19 protein-coding genes are annotated in these 18,211 nt (G+C 69.4%); 8 read left to right on the plus strand and 11 right to left on the minus strand.

All coding sequences use genetic code 11. The features are described from left to right. The 3 genes from CRP50_RS11885 to CRP50_RS11895 form a co-directional block, all read left to right on the plus strand. On the plus strand, nt 1-236 hold a 236-nt coding region (locus tag CRP50_RS11885), incomplete at its 5' end, for an ATP-binding protein (protein ID WP_176525139.1). A 2-nt stretch (nt 237-238) separates the two neighbouring features. Continuing rightward, nucleotides 239-1,243 (plus strand): patatin-like phospholipase family protein, encoded by a 1,005-nt coding sequence (locus CRP50_RS11890; RefSeq protein ID WP_176525140.1) that lies wholly within the window; start codon nt 239-241, stop codon nt 1,241-1,243. Nucleotides 1,244-1,395: 152 nt separating this feature from the next. Then, a complete protein-coding gene (locus CRP50_RS11895) occupies nt 1,396-2,547 on the plus strand; it encodes a helix-turn-helix transcriptional regulator (RefSeq protein WP_176525141.1) in 1,152 nt (383 codons plus the stop codon). Between the two features lie 188 nt (nt 2,548-2,735). Here the strand turns inward: CRP50_RS11895 and mnmA are convergent, their stop codons facing one another. The 5 genes from mnmA to cysE form a co-directional block, all read right to left on the minus strand. Next, on the minus strand, nt 2,736-3,902 hold the full coding sequence (mnmA, locus tag CRP50_RS11900; protein WP_141415117.1) for a tRNA 2-thiouridine(34) synthase MnmA: 1,167 nt from the start codon (nt 3,900-3,902) through the stop codon (nt 2,736-2,738). A gap of 68 nt (nt 3,903-3,970) precedes the next feature. Then, entirely contained in the window at nt 3,971-4,303 is a 333-nt protein-coding gene (locus tag CRP50_RS11905) for a ferredoxin family 2Fe-2S iron-sulfur cluster binding protein (RefSeq protein WP_097279397.1), read from the minus strand. Nucleotides 4,304-4,400: 97 nt separating this feature from the next. Further along, nucleotides 4,401-5,513, minus strand: coding sequence for a cysteine desulfurase family protein (locus CRP50_RS11910; RefSeq protein WP_097279398.1), 1,113 nt, complete (start codon nt 5,511-5,513; stop codon nt 4,401-4,403). A gap of 99 nt (nt 5,514-5,612) precedes the next feature. Beyond that, nucleotides 5,613-6,077, minus strand: a complete 465-nt coding sequence (locus CRP50_RS11915; RefSeq protein WP_097279399.1) for an Rrf2 family transcriptional regulator — start codon at nt 6,075-6,077, stop codon at nt 5,613-5,615. 64 nt (nt 6,078-6,141) lie between these two features. Further along, nucleotides 6,142-7,002, minus strand: coding sequence for a serine O-acetyltransferase (cysE, locus tag CRP50_RS11920; protein WP_281257937.1), 861 nt, complete (start codon nt 7,000-7,002; stop codon nt 6,142-6,144). A 278-nt stretch (nt 7,003-7,280) separates the two neighbouring features. Here cysE and CRP50_RS11925 point away from each other — a divergent pair, with 278 nt between their 5' ends. Beyond that, entirely contained in the window at nt 7,281-7,919 is a 639-nt protein-coding gene (locus tag CRP50_RS11925; protein WP_097279401.1) for an alpha/beta hydrolase, read from the plus strand. Between the two features lie 68 nt (nt 7,920-7,987). After that, nucleotides 7,988-8,434 carry a DUF29 domain-containing protein gene (locus CRP50_RS11930; RefSeq protein ID WP_097279402.1) on the plus strand — a complete coding sequence of 149 codons (447 nt, stop codon included), beginning with the start codon at nt 7,988-7,990 and terminating at the stop codon, nt 8,432-8,434. Nucleotides 8,435-8,481: 47 nt separating this feature from the next. Here the strand turns inward: CRP50_RS11930 and phoB are convergent, their stop codons facing one another. From phoB to CRP50_RS11960, 6 genes are all read right to left on the minus strand, one after another. Next, the gene (gene phoB / locus CRP50_RS11935; protein ID WP_097279403.1) at nt 8,482-9,183 is read right to left on the minus strand and encodes a phosphate regulon transcriptional regulator PhoB; all 702 of its coding nucleotides are present in this window, start codon (nt 9,181-9,183) and stop codon (nt 8,482-8,484) included. 8 nt (nt 9,184-9,191) lie between these two features. Further along, on the minus strand, nt 9,192-9,947 hold the full coding sequence (phoU, locus tag CRP50_RS11940) for a phosphate signaling complex protein PhoU (protein WP_097279404.1): 756 nt from the start codon (nt 9,945-9,947) through the stop codon (nt 9,192-9,194). 55 nt (nt 9,948-10,002) lie between these two features. After that, complete coding sequence (pstB, locus tag CRP50_RS11945) at nt 10,003-10,848, minus strand: phosphate ABC transporter ATP-binding protein PstB (RefSeq protein ID WP_097279405.1); 846 nt, start codon at nt 10,846-10,848, stop codon at nt 10,003-10,005. 8 nt (nt 10,849-10,856) lie between these two features. Beyond that, a complete protein-coding gene (gene pstA / locus CRP50_RS11950; RefSeq protein ID WP_097279406.1) occupies nt 10,857-12,203 on the minus strand; it encodes a phosphate ABC transporter permease PstA in 1,347 nt (448 codons plus the stop codon). Nucleotides 12,204-12,215: 12 nt separating this feature from the next. Next, nucleotides 12,216-13,613 carry a phosphate ABC transporter permease subunit PstC gene (pstC, locus tag CRP50_RS11955; RefSeq protein ID WP_097279407.1) on the minus strand — a complete coding sequence of 466 codons (1,398 nt, stop codon included), beginning with the start codon at nt 13,611-13,613 and terminating at the stop codon, nt 12,216-12,218. 177 nt (nt 13,614-13,790) lie between these two features. After that, entirely contained in the window at nt 13,791-14,837 is a 1,047-nt protein-coding gene (locus tag CRP50_RS11960; protein WP_097279408.1) for a PstS family phosphate ABC transporter substrate-binding protein, read from the minus strand. Nucleotides 14,838-15,393: 556 nt separating this feature from the next. On the opposite strand from CRP50_RS11960, the gene CRP50_RS11965 reads away from it, so the two are divergent. The 3 genes from CRP50_RS11965 to CRP50_RS11975 all read left to right on the plus strand — a co-directional run bounded on the left by CRP50_RS11965 (nt 15,394) and on the right by CRP50_RS11975 (nt 18,164). Next, nucleotides 15,394-16,029: a response regulator transcription factor gene (locus CRP50_RS11965; protein ID WP_097279409.1), complete on the plus strand. Its 636-nt coding sequence runs from the start codon at nt 15,394-15,396 to the stop codon at nt 16,027-16,029. A gap of 175 nt (nt 16,030-16,204) precedes the next feature. After that, nucleotides 16,205-17,188: a fructose-bisphosphatase class II gene (locus CRP50_RS11970; RefSeq protein ID WP_097279410.1), complete on the plus strand. Its 984-nt coding sequence runs from the start codon at nt 16,205-16,207 to the stop codon at nt 17,186-17,188. A gap of 4 nt (nt 17,189-17,192) precedes the next feature. Then, nucleotides 17,193-18,164 carry a phosphoribulokinase gene (locus CRP50_RS11975; RefSeq protein WP_217992042.1) on the plus strand — a complete coding sequence of 324 codons (972 nt, stop codon included), beginning with the start codon at nt 17,193-17,195 and terminating at the stop codon, nt 18,162-18,164. Nucleotides 18,165-18,211 lie beyond the last annotated feature (47 nt).

An 18,211-nucleotide genomic window follows, 5' to 3' on the forward strand; every position in this document is an offset into this window, starting at 1 on the left:
CGCTCTTGATCACCGCCAACCAGCCGTTCGGCCAGTGGGACCGTATCTTTCCCGACAAGGCCATGACCATCGCCGCCATCGACAGGCTGGTCCACCACGCCACGATCTTCGAGCTGAACGTCGAGAGCTATCGGCGCCGGACGGCAGTCGGCCGGGACGCCGCATCCTCCGCGACAACTACCGAAGTGGATAATTGTCGCTCAGCGACAACTACATCGGAGGCCGGCGACAATTAGACTTGCCGGCGCCGCTGCGCGGCGCCACCATCATCATCCCATCACGGCGACCGGCCATCGTAGTTGTCGCCCACCGGCCATCCCAATTGTCGCGCTACAAGGCGGCGCGCGAGGGGCTCGAAACCTTCTGGCGCAAGGTCGCCGAGGCATCGCGCTTCACGCCCTTCAAGCGCGGCCCCTTCGGCTGGCTGACCGGCTCGTGGAGCCTGGACGGCAACCCGTGGTTCATCTGGGCCGACCTCATGCAGCGGCTCTACAGTCCGTACGAGTTCAACCCGTCCAACCACAATCCGCTGCGCGAGATCGTCGACGCCTGCGTCGATTTCGAGCGGGTGCGGCGGTGCGACCGGGTGCAGGTCTTCGTCACCGCCACCAACGTGTCCACCGGCCATCCGCGCGTCTTCCGTCACGACGAACTGACGACCGACCACGTCCTGGCCTCGGCCTGCCTGCCGCACCTCTACCAGGCCGTGGAGATCGACGGCGAGGCCTATTGGGACGGCGGCTACATGGGCAATCCGGCGCTGTGGCCGTTCATCTACCGCGGCGGCAGCCGCGACATCATCCTGGTGCAGATCAACCCGCTGCGCCGCCAGGCGGTGCCCCGCACGGCGCGCGAGATCATCAACCGCATGAACGAGATCACCTTCAACGCCAGCCTCTACCGCGAGATGCGCGCCATCGCCTTCGTCGGCCGGCTGCTCGACCAGGGCAAGCTGGACCCGCAGGATTACAAGCGCATGCTCGTCCACCGCATCAGCGGCGAGCCGGAGATGGACGCCCTGTCGGCCTCCAGCAAGCTCAACGCCGAGTGGGACTTCCTGTGCTGGCTGCGCGACCTGGGGCGCGAGAAGGCGCGCGGCTGGCTGGATGCCCACGCCCATGCCGTCGGGCGCGAGAGCACGGTGGACATCGGCACCACCTTCCTCGGCGCCGCGGACTCCGACGCCGTGCCGCCATGGCTGCGGGACGAGACGGCGGGCACCCGCGAAACCACCGCCCCCTGACCGTCGGCAGGCCCCGCCCCGGTTTCCGCGGCCCCATTATCCCGAAAATCCGGGAGGAAGGTGTTTACCTCTGGTGCGTGTTCCCCCACATTGAAAGGGTGGGAAGGCGAAGCCAAGACTTCGCCAATATTCCGGGGTGCAGGGGGAAAGGCATGACGTCTGGGGAGACGGTTCATGTCATCATAGACAAGATCTATGATGGGGCGGTGCAGGAACAGGCAGACGCCTGGCAGGACGCCATGGCGATGATCGAGCACGCCACGGGTGGTCTCGTCACACTTACTCTGGAAGACACCCGCGTCGGCAGCGTCGATGTGTTCGTCGCGCCCAGTTTGCCGCCGGCGGCGGTGGAGAGCTATTCTTCCCACTTCTTCCGGGTCAATCCCTGGCTGCCGCTGATCCCCGAGCATCCGGGCGACCAGCCGCTCGACGGGGATGCGCTGCTGGACCCGCACATCCTGCTGGCCAGCGAATATTACACGGACTGGCTGAAACCGCAGGGGCTGCGCTACGCCATCGGCGCCGACCTGTTCCGCGAGCCCGGCCGGGTGATGCTGCTGAGCATCCTGCTGGCGCCGGACAACCCGCCGACCGACTCCCATTTCGCGCTGTTGCGTACCCTGCAGCCGCACCTGCGCCGTGCCGCCCAGGTGCGGCGCCAGTTGGCCGACGCCTGGGCCGCCCGCAGCAGCGCCGACGCCATGCTCGAGCGCATCGCGACGGCCGTCCTCCTGCTCGACGGCGGCGGCCGGGTCGTCGCCCTCAACGATCGCGCGCGGCGGCTCGTCGAAGCCCGCCGCGGCCTCGACATCGACGGCCGCCAGCACCTGCAGGCGGCGGCGGCGGCGGCCAGGGAGCCGCTGCGCCGCCGCATCGCCTCCGCCCTGGCCGTGGGCAGCGGCGGGGCCGGCGGTGTTCTGGCGGTGCCCTGCGGCCCGGAGGAGGAGCGGCTGCACGTTCTCGTCGCCCCCACGGGCAGCGGACGCGGCTGGCTCGGCATCGCCGCGCCGGCGGTCGCCGTCTTCGTACACGACCCCGCGGCGACCGGTCGACCGTCGCCAGAGCGGCTGGCGGAGCTGTTCGGCCTGACCCAGGCGGAGGGCCGCGTGCTGGCGGAACTGGCGATCGGCGCTTCGGTGCAGGAGGTGGCGAGCCGCTCCGGCGTCGCCGTCTCCACGGTGCGCCACCACCTGAAGCAGTTGTTCGGCAAGACCGGCGTCAACCGGCAGGCCGAACTGGTCCGCCTGGTGTTGCAGGACCCGGTGACGCGCAGCCGTCGTCACGGCCCCGGCTCCACCGGGTGAGCGGCGAAAAAGAGGGCGCTTCCACCGGGGAAGCGCCCTGCAATGCCCGCACTACTCGGGGATAATCGCAGCAGCTCTCGGGGGTCGGGTGACAGCCGCCGCAGTCTTCAGGCATCACTCGGTCAGGATAGAAACAAGTGACCGCCATCACACCCTCCGTTTGGGGGAGGAAGCGACAAAAAGTTCGCTCAGGCGGTGCGGTCGCGGACGATCCAGCCGCCGCCCAGCACGCGGTCGCCGTCATAGAGCACGCAGGCCTGCCCCGGCGCCACGCCGTGCACCGGCTCGTCCAGCCGCACCTCCGCCGCGCCCTCGCCCGCCGACAGCACGGTGGCGGCGGCGGGGCGGAAGCTGTTGCGGATCTTCACCACGCACCGCACGCCCGCGGCGTCCGGCGCCGTGCCCTCGCCGATCCAGTTGAGGTCGCGGATGCGGAAGGACTCGCGGCCGAGCGCCTCGCGCGGGCCGACGATGACGCGGTTGGTGGTCGCCTCCACCCGCACCACGTAGAGCCGGTCCGCCGTGCCGCCGATGTCGAGGCCGCGGCGCTGGCCGACGGTGTAGTGGATGATGCCCTCGTGCCGGCCGAGCACCGTACCGTCCACATGCACGATGTCGCCGGGACGGGTGGCGCCGGGGCGCAGCTTTTCCACCACGCGGGCGTAGTCGCCGTCGGGCACGAAGCAGATGTCCTGGCTTTCCGCCTTGTCGGCGGTCGGCAGGGCATAGCGGTGGGCGAGCGCGCGCGTCTGGTCCTTGCTCAGGCCGCCGAGGGGGAAGCGCACGAAGTCCAGCTGTTCGCGGGTGGTGGCGAACAGGAAGTAGCTCTGGTCCTTGGCGGGATCGGCGCCGCGCCACAGTTCGGAGCGGCCGTCGGCACCGCGCTGGCGGCGCACGTAATGGCCGGTGGCGAGGGCGACGGCACCCAGGTCGCGGGCGGCCGTCAGCAGGTCGCGGAACTTGACGGTCTGGTTGCACAGCACGCAGGGCACCGGCGTCTCGCCCGACACGTAGCTGTCGGCGAACTTCTCCATGACGTCGCCGAGGAAGGTGCCCTCGTAGTCCACCACGTAGTGCGGGATGCCGATGGCGGCGGCGACGCGACGGGCGTCGTGGATGTCCTTGCCGGCGCAGCAGGCGTTGGCGCGCGCGATGGCGGCGCCGTGGTCGTAGAGCTGCATGGTGATGCCGACCACGTCGTAGCCGCGCTCGGCCAGCAGGGCGGCCGTGACCGAACTGTCGACCCCGCCGGACATGGCGACCACCACCCGCGTCTCCGCCGGCGGGCGCGAGGGGGCGATGTCGAGATCGAGGGCGGCCACGTCGGGCGCGTCGGGCAGAACGGCGGTCGTCATGGCGCGTCACATAGGGTCCGCGGCGGGAAATGGGAAGGGCGCCGCAGCGCCCTTCGGCAGGCGCGTCCTCAGTCGCTCATCACGTTGCGCGTGCCCGAGGGCAGGCGCACGACCAGACCGTCGAGGTCGTCGGTCATGATGATCTGGCAGCCGAGGCGCGAGGTCTTGGTCAGGCCGAAGGCGAGGTCGAGCATGTCTTCCTCGTCCTCGGACGCCTCGGGCAGCTTCTCGTACCAGTCGGGGTCCACCACCACATGGCAGGTGGAGCAGGCGAGCGACCCTTCGCAGGCACCCTCGAGATCGATGCTGTGACGGTGCGCCACTTCCAGCACCGACAGCCCTTCCGGGGCGTCGTAGGTCTGGGCCTCGCCGTCCTTGTCGATGAAGGTGATCTTGGGCATTCGCCGCTCCCTTTGTAACCGCTCGTGTTGGGGGTTCAACGCTTTCGGGGTGACTGCATAGCGTTCCCGCCGCCTCTCGGCAAGGGGGCAGGATGGATCACGCCGCCGCCCGCGCCGCCAGCGGCGCCCAGGCGGCGAGGAAGGCGTCGACGTCTCCCTCGGTGGTGGTCCACCCCAGGCTGACGCGGATCGCCTCGCGGGCCTGCGCCTCGCCGGCGCCCATGGCGAGCAGCACGTGGCTCGGCCCCACCTTGCCGGAGGAACAGGCCGCGCCGGCGCTGACCGCCACGCCGGCGAGGTCGAGCGCCATGAGCTGGGTCTGGGCAGTGACGCCCGGCAGGCCGACGCAGGTGGTGTTGGGCAGGCGGGCCGCGCCGGCGCCCCAGATCACCGCCGCCGGCTGACGGGCGCGGATGCCCGCCTCCAGCCGGTCGCGCAGGGTGGCGAGGCGCGCCGCTTCCTCCCGCCAGCCGGCGGCCACGACACGGGCGGCGGCGGCGAAGCCGGCGAGGCCGGGCACGTTCTCCGTCCCGGCGCGCTTGCCGCGCTCCTGCCCGCCGGCGAACAGCGGCTGCACGGCGACGGGATCGGTCGCCACCAGGGCGCCGACGCCGGGCGGGCCGCCGATCTTGTGGGCCGACAGGCTGAGCAGGTCGACGCGCAGGGCGTGGACGTCGGTGAAGATCCGCCCCGGCCCCTGCACGGCGTCGCAATGCACCAGGGCGCCGTGGGCATGGGCGAGGCGGGCCGCTTCCTTCACCGGCTGCACCACACCCGTCTCGTTGTTGGCGAGCATGACGGAGACCACCACCTGCCCGTCGGCCTGGGCCTCCGCCAGCAGGGTCTCCAGCGCCGCCAGGTCGAGCACGCCGTCGGGCGTCACCGGGCAGACGGCGACGTCGGGGTGGCCGCGCAGGACCGCCGAATGCTCCACCGCCGACGCCACGGCGCGTGGCCGGCCGCAGCCGCGCAGGGCGAGCGCGTCGGCCTCGGTGCCGCCGGAGGTGAAGATCACCTGCTCGGGCCGCGCGTTGACCAGCGCCGCCACCGCCTCGCGGGCGTCTTCCACCACCATGCGGGCGCGCCGGCCGAGCGCGTGCACCGACGACGGATTGCCGCCGTCGCGCAGGGCCTGCATCACCGCCTCCGCCGCCTCGGGGCGGATGGGGGCGGTGGCGTTGTGGTCGAGGTAGTGCACCGGCCGGGTCATGGATGGATCATCTGGTTCGCACATGAAAAGACCGCCGGCGAGCCGGGGCGGGGGCATCTCCCACCACGGCCACGCGGCGGCCTTTCGCGGACGCGGGCCTTACTGAGCGGCGGCGCTGATGGCCGGATCGCCGAACAGGCCGCTGGTGCCGAGCACCTTGCGCTGGACCACCTGCTCCAGCGTCACGCTGGAGAGGTACAGGTAGATCTGGTTGCCCAGTTCTTCCCACAGGTCGTGCGTCAGGCAGCGGCCCTTGTTGTTGTGGCAGCCCGCCGGAGTGCCCGGCGTGCAGCGCGTCGTCTGGATCGGCTCGTCGACCGCCAGGATGATGTCGGAGATGCGCATCTCCGCCGCCGCGCGCGACAGCAGGTAGCCGCCGCCGGGGCCGCGCACGCTGCGCACCAGGCCGCCCTTGCGGAGCTTGCCGAACAGCTGCTCCAGGTAGGAGAGGCTGATTTCCTGACGTTCGGCGATATCGGCCAGAGCCACCGGCTTGCCCTGGGAATGCGAGGCAAGATCCCCCATCGCCATCACCGCGTAGCGGCCCTTCGTACTCAGTCTCACGGTCCGTACTCCCTCTGGGCCCGCGCCGCGGCAGCGACACGAACCGTTCCCGTCTGCGCCCTCATCACGCCTGCCCCCCGCCGGAGGCGGCGCGGCGGTCTTCCTCGTCTCGTGCTCCGGAGGGGGAGGCGGCATCGCTGCCGGAGACGGACGACTCCTCCGCGGCTGTCTTGTCCGAGTCGCTGTTGTCGGCGACCACCTGCGGAAGTCTCGGAATGCGCCCGGCCGCGGCGACGGCTCCGGTGGCCGGGGCGCCGCCGGCCCGCTCGCGCTCCAGCGTCTCCACCCGGTCCATCAGCGCACTGATCTGGGCGCGCAGCCCATCCATCGTGCGCACGACGGGGTCGGGGAGATGCTCGGTCGGCAGGCCGTAGGCGCAGAAATCCTCTTCGATGCCCTTGGGCTTGCGCATCACCATGCGGGCCGGGATGCCGACCACGGTGACGCCCGGCGGAACCTCGTCCAGCACCACGGCATTGGCACCGACGCGCGCCCCCTCCCCCACCGTGTGGGGACCGAGGATCTGGGCGCCCGAGCCGACGATGACGCCGGCGCCCAGCGTCGGGTGGCGCTTGCCCTTGTGCAGCGAGGTGCCGCCCAGGGTCACGCCCTGGTACAGGGTGACGTCGTCGCCCACTTCCGCCGTCTCGCCGATGACGACTCCGGTGGCGTGGTCGATGAAGACGCGGCGGCCGATCTTGGCGCCGGGATGGATCTCGACGCCGGTGAAGATCTTCGCGACATGCGACAGGAACCGTGCCGTCAGGCGAAAGCCCTTGCCCCACAGCCAGTGCGTGGCGCGATGAGTCGCGATGGCATGGAAGCCCGGATAACACAGGAAGACCTCCAGCCGTGAACGGGCGGCCGGATCGCGTGCCAGGATGGCGTCCATGTCTTCCTTGAGTCGTGCGAACATCTTCGAAATCTGTTGAAAATTGCCGCTGTGAGTATGCTAATATGCGCCCCGTTTTACACGGTCGGGTCGCACCCCTGCTTCCCGCCGCGCAACAGTAGATAACAGAGGCCATGGCCCCTGTGGAGTTGAATATATGATCCCCGACCAAGCCGGTCAAGTTTGCCCGGGGCCGTCGGCGCCCGTTTCCGGGCCGGCCGGCGCAGCATGCGGCGGCCGGCCTTTCGTCCCCTCCGCGCGTCCTGTTGCGATCCCTTCCGCCGCGCCAGAAGCCAGGGCTCACCGTACCCATGCCTGAAGTGATCTTCAACGGGCCGGAAGGCCGCCTGGAAGGCCGTTACCACCACTCCAAACGGCCCAACGCCCCCATCGCCCTGGTGCTCCACCCGGACCCGCAGCACGGCGGCAGCATGAACAACCGGGTGGTCTACAACACCTACCACACCTTCGCGCGTCGCGGATTCTCGGTGCTGCGCTTCAACTTCCGCGGAGTCGGCCGGTCGCAGGGCGTCTACGACGCCGGCCAGGGGGAACTGTCCGACGCCGCCTCGGCGCTGGACTGGATGCAGCAGATCAACCACAACGCCGGCGCCTGCTGGGTGGCCGGCTTCGGATTCGGCGCCTGGATCGGCATGCAGCTGCTGATGCGCCGGCCGGAGATCGAGGGGTTCGTCTCGGTGGCCGCGCCGGCCAACCAGTACGACTTCACCTTCCTCGCCCCCTGCCCGTCGTCGGGCCTCATCGTCCACGGATCGAAGGACGAACGGGTGCCGGAAGCCGCCGCCGCCAAGCTGGCCGGCAAGCTGCAGCAGCAGAAGAACATCACCATCGACTACCACGCCATCGACGGCGCCAACCACGCCTTCACCGACCACCAGGAAGCCCTGGTGCGGGTGATCGACGCCTACCTGGCCAAGGCGACGGGCTGAGAAGGGACTTCCGGCCGCCTCGGGCAGCCCTTGTCTTTGGCCCATGCAGGGCTGCCGGAGGTCGCACCATGGCGACGGCGAAACGCTTTTATGACGCCGACTTCTACGCCTGGACCCAGGACCAGGCGGCGCTGTTGCGCGACATGCGCGGCGTCAACACGAGCCTCGACGTCGAGTATCTGGCGGAGGAAGTGGCCGGCATGGGTCGGGCAGAACGCCGGGCGATGGCGGGCCACGCCGCCACCCTGCTCATGCACCTGCTGAAGTGGGCCCACCAGCCGGATCGCCGCAGCCCAAGCTGGCGCGTGACCATCCGGGAAAGCCGGCGCCAGATCGGCCGGCTGCTCGACGACAGCCCGTCGCTGCGCGGTGCCTTCGAGGCCGGTCTGCCCGAGTGGTACGCCGATGCGCGCGAGGACGCGGCCGACGAGACGGGCCTGCCGCCGGAGACCTTCCCAGCGGTCATGGCGTTGCCGGTCGACCGCCTGCTCGATTGCGACTGGCTGCCGGAATAGCCGCGACGCGGCGGCGAAACCCGCCGCCGCGCCTTACTCTCCCGGTGTCAGACCACCACGGCGTTGGCGTCGAGCGCGTAACCGGCGGCGCGGACGGTGCGGATGACGTCCTGTTCCGTCTCGCCGTTCAGCGCCTTGCGCAGGCGGCGGATGTGGACGTCGACCGTGCGCGGCTCGACGTAGATGTCCGGCCCCCACACGGCGTTCAGCAGTTCCTCGCGCGAGAACACGCAGCCCGGATGCTCCATGAGGAACTGCAGCAGGCGGAACTCGGTCGGGCCCAGGTGGACGTAGCGGCCGGCGCGGGTGACGCGGTGGGCCGACAGGTCCATGGAGATGTCTTCGTAGGTCAGCACGCCCTTGCTCTGTGCCACCGGCTGCGAGCGGCGCAGCAGGGCGCCGATGCGGGCCATCAGCTCGGGCATGGAGAAGGGCTTGGTGATGTAGTCGTCGGCGCCGGTGTTCAGACCGCGCACCTTGTCGGTCTCCTCGCCGCGGGCGGTGACCATGATGATGGGCACGTCCTTTGTGGCCGGCTTGCGGCGCAGCTGGCGGCAGACCTCGATGCCCGACATCATCGGCAGCATCCAGTCGAGCAGGATGAGGTTCGGCGTGTTCTCGGCGGCGACCGTCAACGCTTCCTCGCCGTCGGTGGCCTCGACGACGCGATAGCCTTCCTTCTCGAGGTTGTAGCGGAGCATGGTGACGAGGGCGATTTCGTCCTCGACGATCATGACAAGGGGCTTCATCTGTCGCTCTACTCCGTCGCGTCCTTGGCCGGCGCGGGGGCGTCGGTGCCCCCGGGCGGCAGGCTGTAGTCCTGGTCGGCGCCCTTGGGGCGCTGGCCGCGCAGGGGCGTGCCCTGCACCAGGAAGTGGATGGTTTCCGCGATGTTGGTGGCGTGGTCGCCGATGCGCTCGATGTTCTTGGCGATGAACATGAGGTGCGTGCAGGCGGTGATGTTGCGCGGGTCTTCCATCATGTCGGTGACCAGTTCGCGGAACAGGCTGGTGTGCAGCTCGTCCACTTCCTCGTCGCGCTGCCAGACGTCGATGGCCTTGCGCACGTCGCGCTCGACATAGGCGTCGAGCACGTCGTTGATGAGTTCCTGCACGATGCGGCCCATGCTGGGCACGCCCGCCACCGGCCGCACCAGCGGCAGCTGGTTGAGCACCAGCACCCGCTTGGCGACGTTGGCGGCGTAGTCGCCGATGCGCTCGATGTCGGCGGCGATCTTCAGGGCGCCGACGGCGTTGCGCAGGTCGTCGGCGACCGGCTGGCGGAGCGCGATGAGGCGCACGACGCAGGCGTCCACCTCCCGCTCCATTTCATCGACCTTGGCGTCGGCCGTCACCACCTTGGCGGCGAGGTCGCTGTCGCGCCGCGACAGGGCCTGCAGGGAGGACGCGAGTTGCGCCTCCGCCAGGCCGCCCATGCGCACGATCATGTCGCCGAGGTCGCGCAGCTCCTCGCCGAAGGCGCTGACCGTGTGGTCCGACGAACGCTGTTCCACGGTGCTTCTCCTGCCTCGCCCGCGAACGCCGCGGGATGGGGGACGGACCGCCGCCTCAGCCGAAGCGGCCGGTGATGTAGCCCTGCGTCAGGCGGTGCTGCGGGTTGGTGAAGATCTGCTCGGTATCGCCGCACTCCACCAGATTGCCCAGGTGGAAGAAGGCCGTGCGCTGCGACACGCGGGCCGCCTGCTGCATGGAGTGGGTGACGATGACGATGGTGTAGTTCTGCCGCAGCTCGTCGATCAGTTCCTCGATCTTCGCCGTGGCGATGGGATCGAGCGCCGAGCACGGCTCGTCCATGAGGATCACCTCGGGGTGAACCGCGATGGCGCGCGCGATGCACAGGCGCTGCTGCTGGCCGCCGGACAGGCCGGTGCCGGGCTGGTCGAGGCGATCCTTCACCTCGCCCAGCAGGCCGGCGCGCTCGAGGCTCGTCATGACGATCTCTTCCAGCTCGTCCTTGTGGCGGGCGATGCCGTGGATGCGCGGGCCGTAGGCGATGTTCTCGAAGATGGACTTCGGGAAGGGGTTCGGCTTCTGGAACACCATGCCGACGCGGGCGCGCAGCTGCACCGGGTCGACGCGCTTGGCGTAGATGTCCTCGCCGTCGAGGGTGATGAGGCCGGTGACGCGGGCGATGTCGATGGTGTCGTTCATGCGGTTCAGGCAGCGCAGGAACGTCGACTTGCCGCAGCCCGAGGGACCGATGAAGGCGGTCACCTCGTTCTGCTTGATGTCCAGGCCCACGTCCTTGATGGCGTGCTTGTCGCCGTAATAGACGTTGGCATTGCGCGCGGAGACCTTGGCCTGCTCGCCCGGGCCGACCAGCGGCGTGCCGGCGGTGCCCTGGGGGGCGGGGGCTTCGGTCTGAACCTGGGCGGCGGTGGCTTGGCTGTTCATGTCGGGTCCTACCAGCGACGTTCGAACTTCTTGCGAAGAATGACGGCGAGCGCGTTCATCACCACCAGGAAGGCGAGGAGAACCATGATGGCCGCCGAGGTGCGGGCCACGAAGGCGCGCTCGGGGCTGTCGGCCCACAGGAAGATCTGCACCGGCAGAACGGTCGCCGGGTCCATGGGGCCGCCGGGGATGTCGACCACGAAGGCGACCATGCCGATCATCAGCAGCGGCGCCGTCTCACCCAGCGCCTGGGCCATGCCGATGATGGTGCCGGTCAGCATGCCGGGCATGGCCAGCGGCAGGACGTGGTGGGTGATCATCTGCAGCTTGGAGGCGCCGACGCCGAGCGCCGCTTCGCGGATCGACGGCGGCACCGACTTGAGCGCGGCGCGGCTGGCGATGATGATGGTCGGCAGGGTCATCAGCGTCAGCACCAGACCGCCGACCAGCGGTGCCGAGCGCGGCAGCCCGAAGACCTGCAGGAACACCGCGAGGCCGAGCAGACCGAACACGATGGACGGCACCGCGGCGAGGTTGTTGATGTTCACCTCGATCAGGTCGGTCCACTTGTTCTTCGGCGCGAACTCTTCCAGGTACACCGCCGCCGCGACGCCGATGGGGAACGACAGGGCGAGCGTCACCAGCAGCGTGTAGAAGCTGCCGACCACCGCACCCCAGATGCCGGCCAGTTCCGGCTGGCGCGAGTCGCCGTTGGTGAACAGGATGGTGTTGAACTGGCTGTCGACCAGATCCCGCTCCTGCAGCGTCTGGAACCACGCCACCTGATTGTCGTTGAGGCGACGTTCCGTCTCCGGCACCGAGGTGTCCACCTGGCCCTTGGCGAGCAGGTCGAAGTCGGCGGCGACGGGCGCTTCCAGAAGGATCTCGCGGCCCACCAGCTCGGGGTTCTCGCGGATCATGTTCTGCAGGCGGTAGGTGGCGCCGTCGGACAGGATGGCATAGAGGTCGCGCTTGTCCGACCGGCCCGTCACGTCGGGGAACTGGGCCTCCAGCGCCTTGCGCATGGGCACGGCGAAGTTGGCGTAGGCCAGGCTGTCGGTGGTCACCTCGCCCTGGGCGTTGGCGACCATTTCGCGCTCGACGGTCACCGGCAGCTCGATCACCGTGGTGGTGAAGGCGGTCCAGCCCTGGGCGAAGATGGTCACGAACAGGGTCGCGAGCATGGCCAGCGCCACGCCGATGGCGACGACGCCATAGACCTTGAAGCGGCGCTCGGCCCGGTAGCGGGCGGCGAGCCCGGAGTTGACGATTTCTGCGATGTTTCGGTTCACGGTGCGTCCCTCGGCAGCCACGGCGGCGGCGGGATCATAGGCGTTCGGAGTGTTCGGTGCCATGGTCCGGCCTCCCTACTCGTACTGCTCGCGGTACTTGCGCACCACGTGAAGGGCGATGACGTTGAGCACCAGCGTCACCACGAAGAGAACGAGGCCGAGGGCGAAGGCCGCCAGCGTCTTCGGGCTGTCGAATTCCTGGTCGCCGACCAGCAGGGTGACGATCTGCACGGTCACCGTGGTCACCGCTTCGAAGGGGTTGGCGGTCAGGTTGGCGGCGAGGCCGGCGGCCATCACCACGATCATGGTCTCGCCGATGGCGCGCGATACGGCGAGCAGGATGCCGCCCACCACGCCCGGCAGCGCCGCCGGCAGGATCACCCGCTTGATGGTCTCGCTCTTCGTCGCGCCGAGGCCGTAGGAGCCTTCGCGCATCGCATTCGGCACGGCGGTGATCACGTCGTCCGACAGCGAGCTGACGAAGGGGATGATCATGATGCCCATGACGATGCCGGCGGCGATGGCGCTTTCCGAGCTGATGGACAGGCCGAACAGCTGCCCCGAGTCGCGGAAGAAGGGGGCCACCGTCAGGGCGGCGAAGAAGCCGTAGACCACCGTCGGGATGCCGGCCAGGATCTCCAGCAGCGGCTTGACCACGCTGCGCACCTTGCGGGGCGCGTACTCGGCCATGTAGATGGCCGACAGCAGGCCGATCGGCACCGCCACCATCATGGCGATGAACGAGATCAGCATCGTGCCGGCGAACAGCGGGATGGCGCCGAAACCGCCCGACGATCCGACCTGGTCGGCGCGGATGGAGATCTGCGGGCTCCAGTGGGTGCCGAACAGGAACTCCACCGGCGAGACGCGCGAGAAGAACCGCAGGCTCTCGAACAGCAGCGACAGGATGATGCCGATGGTGGTGAAGACGGCGATGGTCGAGCAGACGATCATGAAGATCTTCACGGCCATCTCGACGTCGTTGCGGGCACGCAGGTCGGCCGACACGCGCTTCCAGCCGAAGCCGGCGCCCAGCACCGCGAGCGACAGGGCGGCCGCCGTCAGCAGCCAGTCGCCGGTGGCGCGGATGCCGTTGTAGTACTGCGCCGCCTGCTGGACGATGGCGTCGGAGCTGCCGGCGATGTTGCCGGTGGCGGTGTTGCGGATGTCGTTGAGCAGAAGCCCGATGCGCGCCTCCGACAGCGGCTGGCCGTCCGGCCCCTGCAGCGCCTGGGGCGGCAGGTTGGCGAGCGTCAGCTGCGTCGCGATGGAGGATTCGAACAGCATCCACAGCCCGAACAGCACGAACGACGGGACGGCGCACCACAGGGCGACGTACATGCCGTGATAGCTGGGCAGGGAGTGGAGCTTGCGCGTCTCGCCGCCGACCACGGCGACGGCACGACCGCGTCCCATGCGGAAACCGACGACCGTCAGCACCGCCAGGACGAGGATGAGGGTGAACGCTTGCATGGGCTCTCGCTACACCGGCTGGAAGGAATTGGGGGAAGCCTGAAATGCGGCTGCGCGACGAGTATGGATCAATGAAAGGCTTGTCGAGTCCGAACTGTCGGATGCCGCCCCGCATACGAACGAGTGGCCGGCCGTGCGGCCGGCCACTCTTCGTGCCGTCGGAGCGACGGAAGGCCCTTAGTGGGAAGCCTTCAGCTGTTCCATGGTGATCGGCTGCAGGCTGTTGGCAGCCTGGGCCACCTTCTCGCGCTCGGCGTCCGGCATGGCGATCAGGCCCTTGTCGGCGAGGTAGCCGTCGGCGCTCCAGGCGCGCGGGCTGGTGTACTCGGCGATGAATTCCTTCATGCCGGGGATGGTGCCGACGTGGGCGTTCTTGGCGTAGACGTACAGCGAACGCGACACCGGGTAGGCGCCCGAAGCGATGGCTTCGTAGGTCGGGACTTCGCCGTCGACCTTCGCACCCTTCAGGGCGCCGGAGTTCTGGTCGAGGAACGAGTAGCCGAAGATGCCGAAGGCGTTCGGGTTGGCCTGCAGCTTCTGAACGATCAGGTTGTCGTTCTCGCCGGCTTCGACGTAGGCGCCGTCTTCACGCACCTGCTGGCAGACGGCCTTCATCTCGTCCTTGCCGAGTTCGACCTTCTGCTCCTTCAGGGCCGCCTCGCAGCCCACTTCCATCACCAGCTCGACGAAGGCGTCGCGGGTGCCGGAGGTCGGCGGCGGGCCGAGGACTTCGATCTTCTCGTTCGGCAGCGAGGCGTCGATCTCGTTCCAGCTGGCGTAGGGGTTGGCGACGATCTTGCCGTCGACCGGAACCTGCTTGGCCAGGGCGAGGTACAGCTGCTTGCGGGAGATGGCCATCTCCGGCGCGGCCTTGTCGTTGGCCACCACGATGCCGTCGTAGCCGACCTTGATCTCGGTCACGTCCTGCACGCCGTTCTTCTGGCAGGTCTCGAGCTCCGAGGCCTTCATGCGGCGCGAGGCGTTGGTGAAGTCCGGGTGCTCGGTGCCGACGCCGGCGCAGAACAGCTTCATGCCGCCGCCCGTGCCGGTGGACTCGACGATCGGGGTCTTGTTGCCCGTGGTCTTGCCGAAGTTCTCGGCGACCGTGGTGGTGAACGGATAGACCGTGGACGAGCCGACGAAGCGGATCTGGTCGCGGGCCTCGGCGGCACCGGCGGCGGCGACGGTGGCCAGAGCGGCCAGAACGATGGTCTTCTTGAGCACTGGGACCTCCAATTGGTCAGTCGAGCGAGTGAGGCTCAAATTCCGAGCCGGTGGACGAGCCGCGTTCGGCCGGCGTCCTCGGCACGGCGCAGACTGTAGTCACCGATGGAGTCCCCTTCGTGACGGATTTCTTAAACTTATGTGACAACCGCGACCGTTGCAGAACAACGAGATATTCCAGAGACTTAGACAATTGGGCCAGTTGTCGCCATGGGCACCGGCCGGTGCATCCGCCCGCCCCATATCAACCGCAGCGGCAAGCCCTGTCACGAAAGGCCTCTCGATCGCCGCACGAGGGCGACTCCGGCGGTGGGTTTTTCCGCCCGGCCGCCGCCGTCCGCCCGCCTCCGCCGGGCCGCACCGCCGCCGGCCCGATCGACGCACCGTCCGGCGGCCCCGCGCGTCCGCGGCCGGTCCCGCCCCTCCGGGCAGGCGGACCCCGCACTTTCGGTCATAACGGCATTTGCCTTCCGGGATACATGCTGTAGCCTATGGGCCCACGGACCAGGGGGGTCCGGTTGATCCTAGGCACGACCACAACCAGGCGGCCCGGCGCATGCCCAACGACAAAAAAGCGAAACGGCCCATCGAGATCGTGATCGCGGAAAAGAACCCGCTCCTGCAGAGCAGCCTCATCAAGCTGTTCGCCGGGGACGAGCGGTTCACGCTCCTGCACATGTGTCCGGACGGCGAGCGCTTCCTGGCCGCCTGCGACCGCATGAAGTTCGACGTCGGCATCATCGGGTGGGAAATGCCCTACCTGGACGGCCGCGGCGTGCTGGAGGCGCTGTCGACCCGCCAGGAAGGGCCGCGCATCATCGTCTACACCGGGTCCGGCAACCCCGACATCCCGCGCCAGGCCATGGCGTTGCGCGCCGCCGGCTTCTGCTCCAAGTCCGATCCGCCGGCGCAGTTGCTGGAAACGGTGGCCGCCGTCGCCGACGGGCGCATGATGTTCCCCTTCGTGGACGTGAGCCAGCTGGGCGCCGACCCGCTCGCCGGCCTGACGCGGCGCGAGCGCGAGTTGCTCGCCTCCCTCGCCAGCGGCTTCACCAACCAGCAGATCGCCGAAAAGCTCGACATTTCGCTGAACACGGTGAAGTTCCACCTGAAGAACCTCTACGACAAGCTGGGCGTCAGCAACCGCGCCCAGGCCGTCGCCTTCTTCCTCAAGGGCCGCGACCGGGCCTGAGGCGGGCCGGTCCGCCGGCGCACGCCCCGGGGCGTGCGCCGGACGGCCCTTTCGTGTTGCATTGGCCGCCGCCAGGGTCTATGTCCCGGCCCGATCGCACCACTCCGCCGGGTGGCGGTCCCCCACCCGAGGCCGACGTCCTGCCGGACCGACGCCGGCAGGGAAGGAAACGACGATGTATCAAGGCCCGTCCTCCGCCGCGGAGCACTCGCCGTCGCCGCTGGCCTTCACCTACGCCCTGCGCGCCGCCACCGAGGCGGCGGCGCTGGCCGTGCATGGCGGCCTGCGCCGCGGCGACCGTGCCGCCGCCGCCCGCGCCGGTGCGGCGGCCATGCGCCGCGAGCTGGAGACGCTGGGCCTGTCGGGCACCCTGGTGGTCGGCGAGGCCATCGACGCCTCCGCCGCCCTGCTGCCGCCAGGCCTCGCGCTCGGCGACGCCGACTCGGACGCCGCCTTCGACATCGCCGCCGACCCGGCCGAAGGCACCACCTACATGACCGAAAGCGGCGTCAACAACGCCCTCTCCGTCGTGGTGGTGGCGCCCAAGGGCAGCCTGTTCCGCCCCGGCCCCGCCTTCTACATGGAGAAGTTCGCCGGCCCGCCGGCGGTGCGCGGCCGCATCGACCCGACGGCCCCCGTCGCCGAAAAGCTGCGGGTGCTGGCCGACTGCCTCGACAAGCCGGTGTCGGCGCTGACCATCTACGTGCTGGAGAAGCCGCGCCACCGGGCGCTGGTGGAAGCCATCCAGCGGGCCGGCGCCCGCGTCGCCCTGCACCCCGCCGGCGACGTCGCCGGCGCGCTCATGGCCGCCATCCCGGGCTCGGGCGTCGACGCCATGATGGGCACCGGCGGCACGCCGGAAGGCGTCATCGCCGCCGCCGCCATCGGGGCGCTGGGCGGCGAGTTCCTCGGCCGCATCAACCCGCAGCTCAACACCGAGCGCATGGCCGTCGAGGCGGCCGGCATGGACACCCGCCGCTGGCTCGGCACCGCCGACATGGCGGCGTCGCAGGCGGTGCACTTCTGCGCCACCGGCATCGCCGACGGATTGCTGCTCAACGGCGTCGCCGCCACGCCCGAGGGCATGTGCACCCAGAGCCTGCTCATCGCCGGCGGCGCGCCGGGCCGGCAGGTCGTCACCGCGTGGCGGCGGGATTGAGCCCATGTCCGTGCCGCTCGCCACGCCGTCGCCCATGTCGCTGAAGCGCGTCGCCGACCGCCCCATCATCCTCGGCATCGTCGGCGACAGCGCCGCCGGCAAGAGCACCTTCGCCGCCGGCGTGGCGCAGATCCTCGGCGAGGACCGCGTCACCATCATCGCCCTCGACGACTACCACAAGCACAGCCGGGCGGAACGCCGCCGCCTCGGCCTCTCGGCCCTCGACCCGCGCGCCAACCACATGGACGTGATGGAGCAGCACATCCGCCTGCTGCGCGAGGGCCAGCCCATCCTCAAGCCCGTCTACGACCACAGCGACGGTACCCTGCGCGCGCCCGTCTACGTGCAGCCCAAGGACTACGTCATCGTCGAGGGGCTGCTCGGCTACACCACGCGGGCCATGCGCGACTGCTACGACGTGAAGGTCTACCTCGAGCCCGAGGAGGACCTGCGCGTCTATTGGAAGATCACCCGCGACACCAGCCAGCGCGGCTACGCCGAATCCGAGGTCCGCGAGTCGCTGCAGAGCCGCGGCGAGCTGAGCGAGGCATGGATCCGCCCGCAGCGCACTTTCGCCGACATGGTGGTGCAGTTCGTCCGCCCGGAAGGCCGGCGCGAGGAGGTGGGGCCCAACTTGGTGGTGCGCCACACCTTGCGCCCGACCCTGCCCCATCCCGATCTTTCGCCCATCCTCGAGGGCAGCAAGGACAAGGTGTCCCTGACGCTCGCCCGCGACATCGACGGCAAGCCGGTGGACGTGCTTGAAATCTCCGGCGATCTCGACGACAAGCGGGCCAAGGCCATCGAGGACCTGTTGTGGAACCTGATCCCGGAGGCCAGCCACCTGCGCGCCCACCTGGGCCAGTTCATGGACGACCGCGAGCACCGCGCCAAGATGAGCCACCCGCTCGCCCTGTCGCAGCTGCTCATCACCTATCATCTGGTGAAGGCCGCCATGGGGCATTACGCGATTTGACGTTCCGCGCTATAGAGACGCCACCGATACTGCAGCCTCGCCGCACG

The organism is Caenispirillum bisanense, from assembly GCF_900230255.1.
GTDB classification, from domain to species: Bacteria; Pseudomonadota; Alphaproteobacteria; order Rhodospirillales; family Rhodospirillaceae; genus Caenispirillum; species Caenispirillum bisanense_A.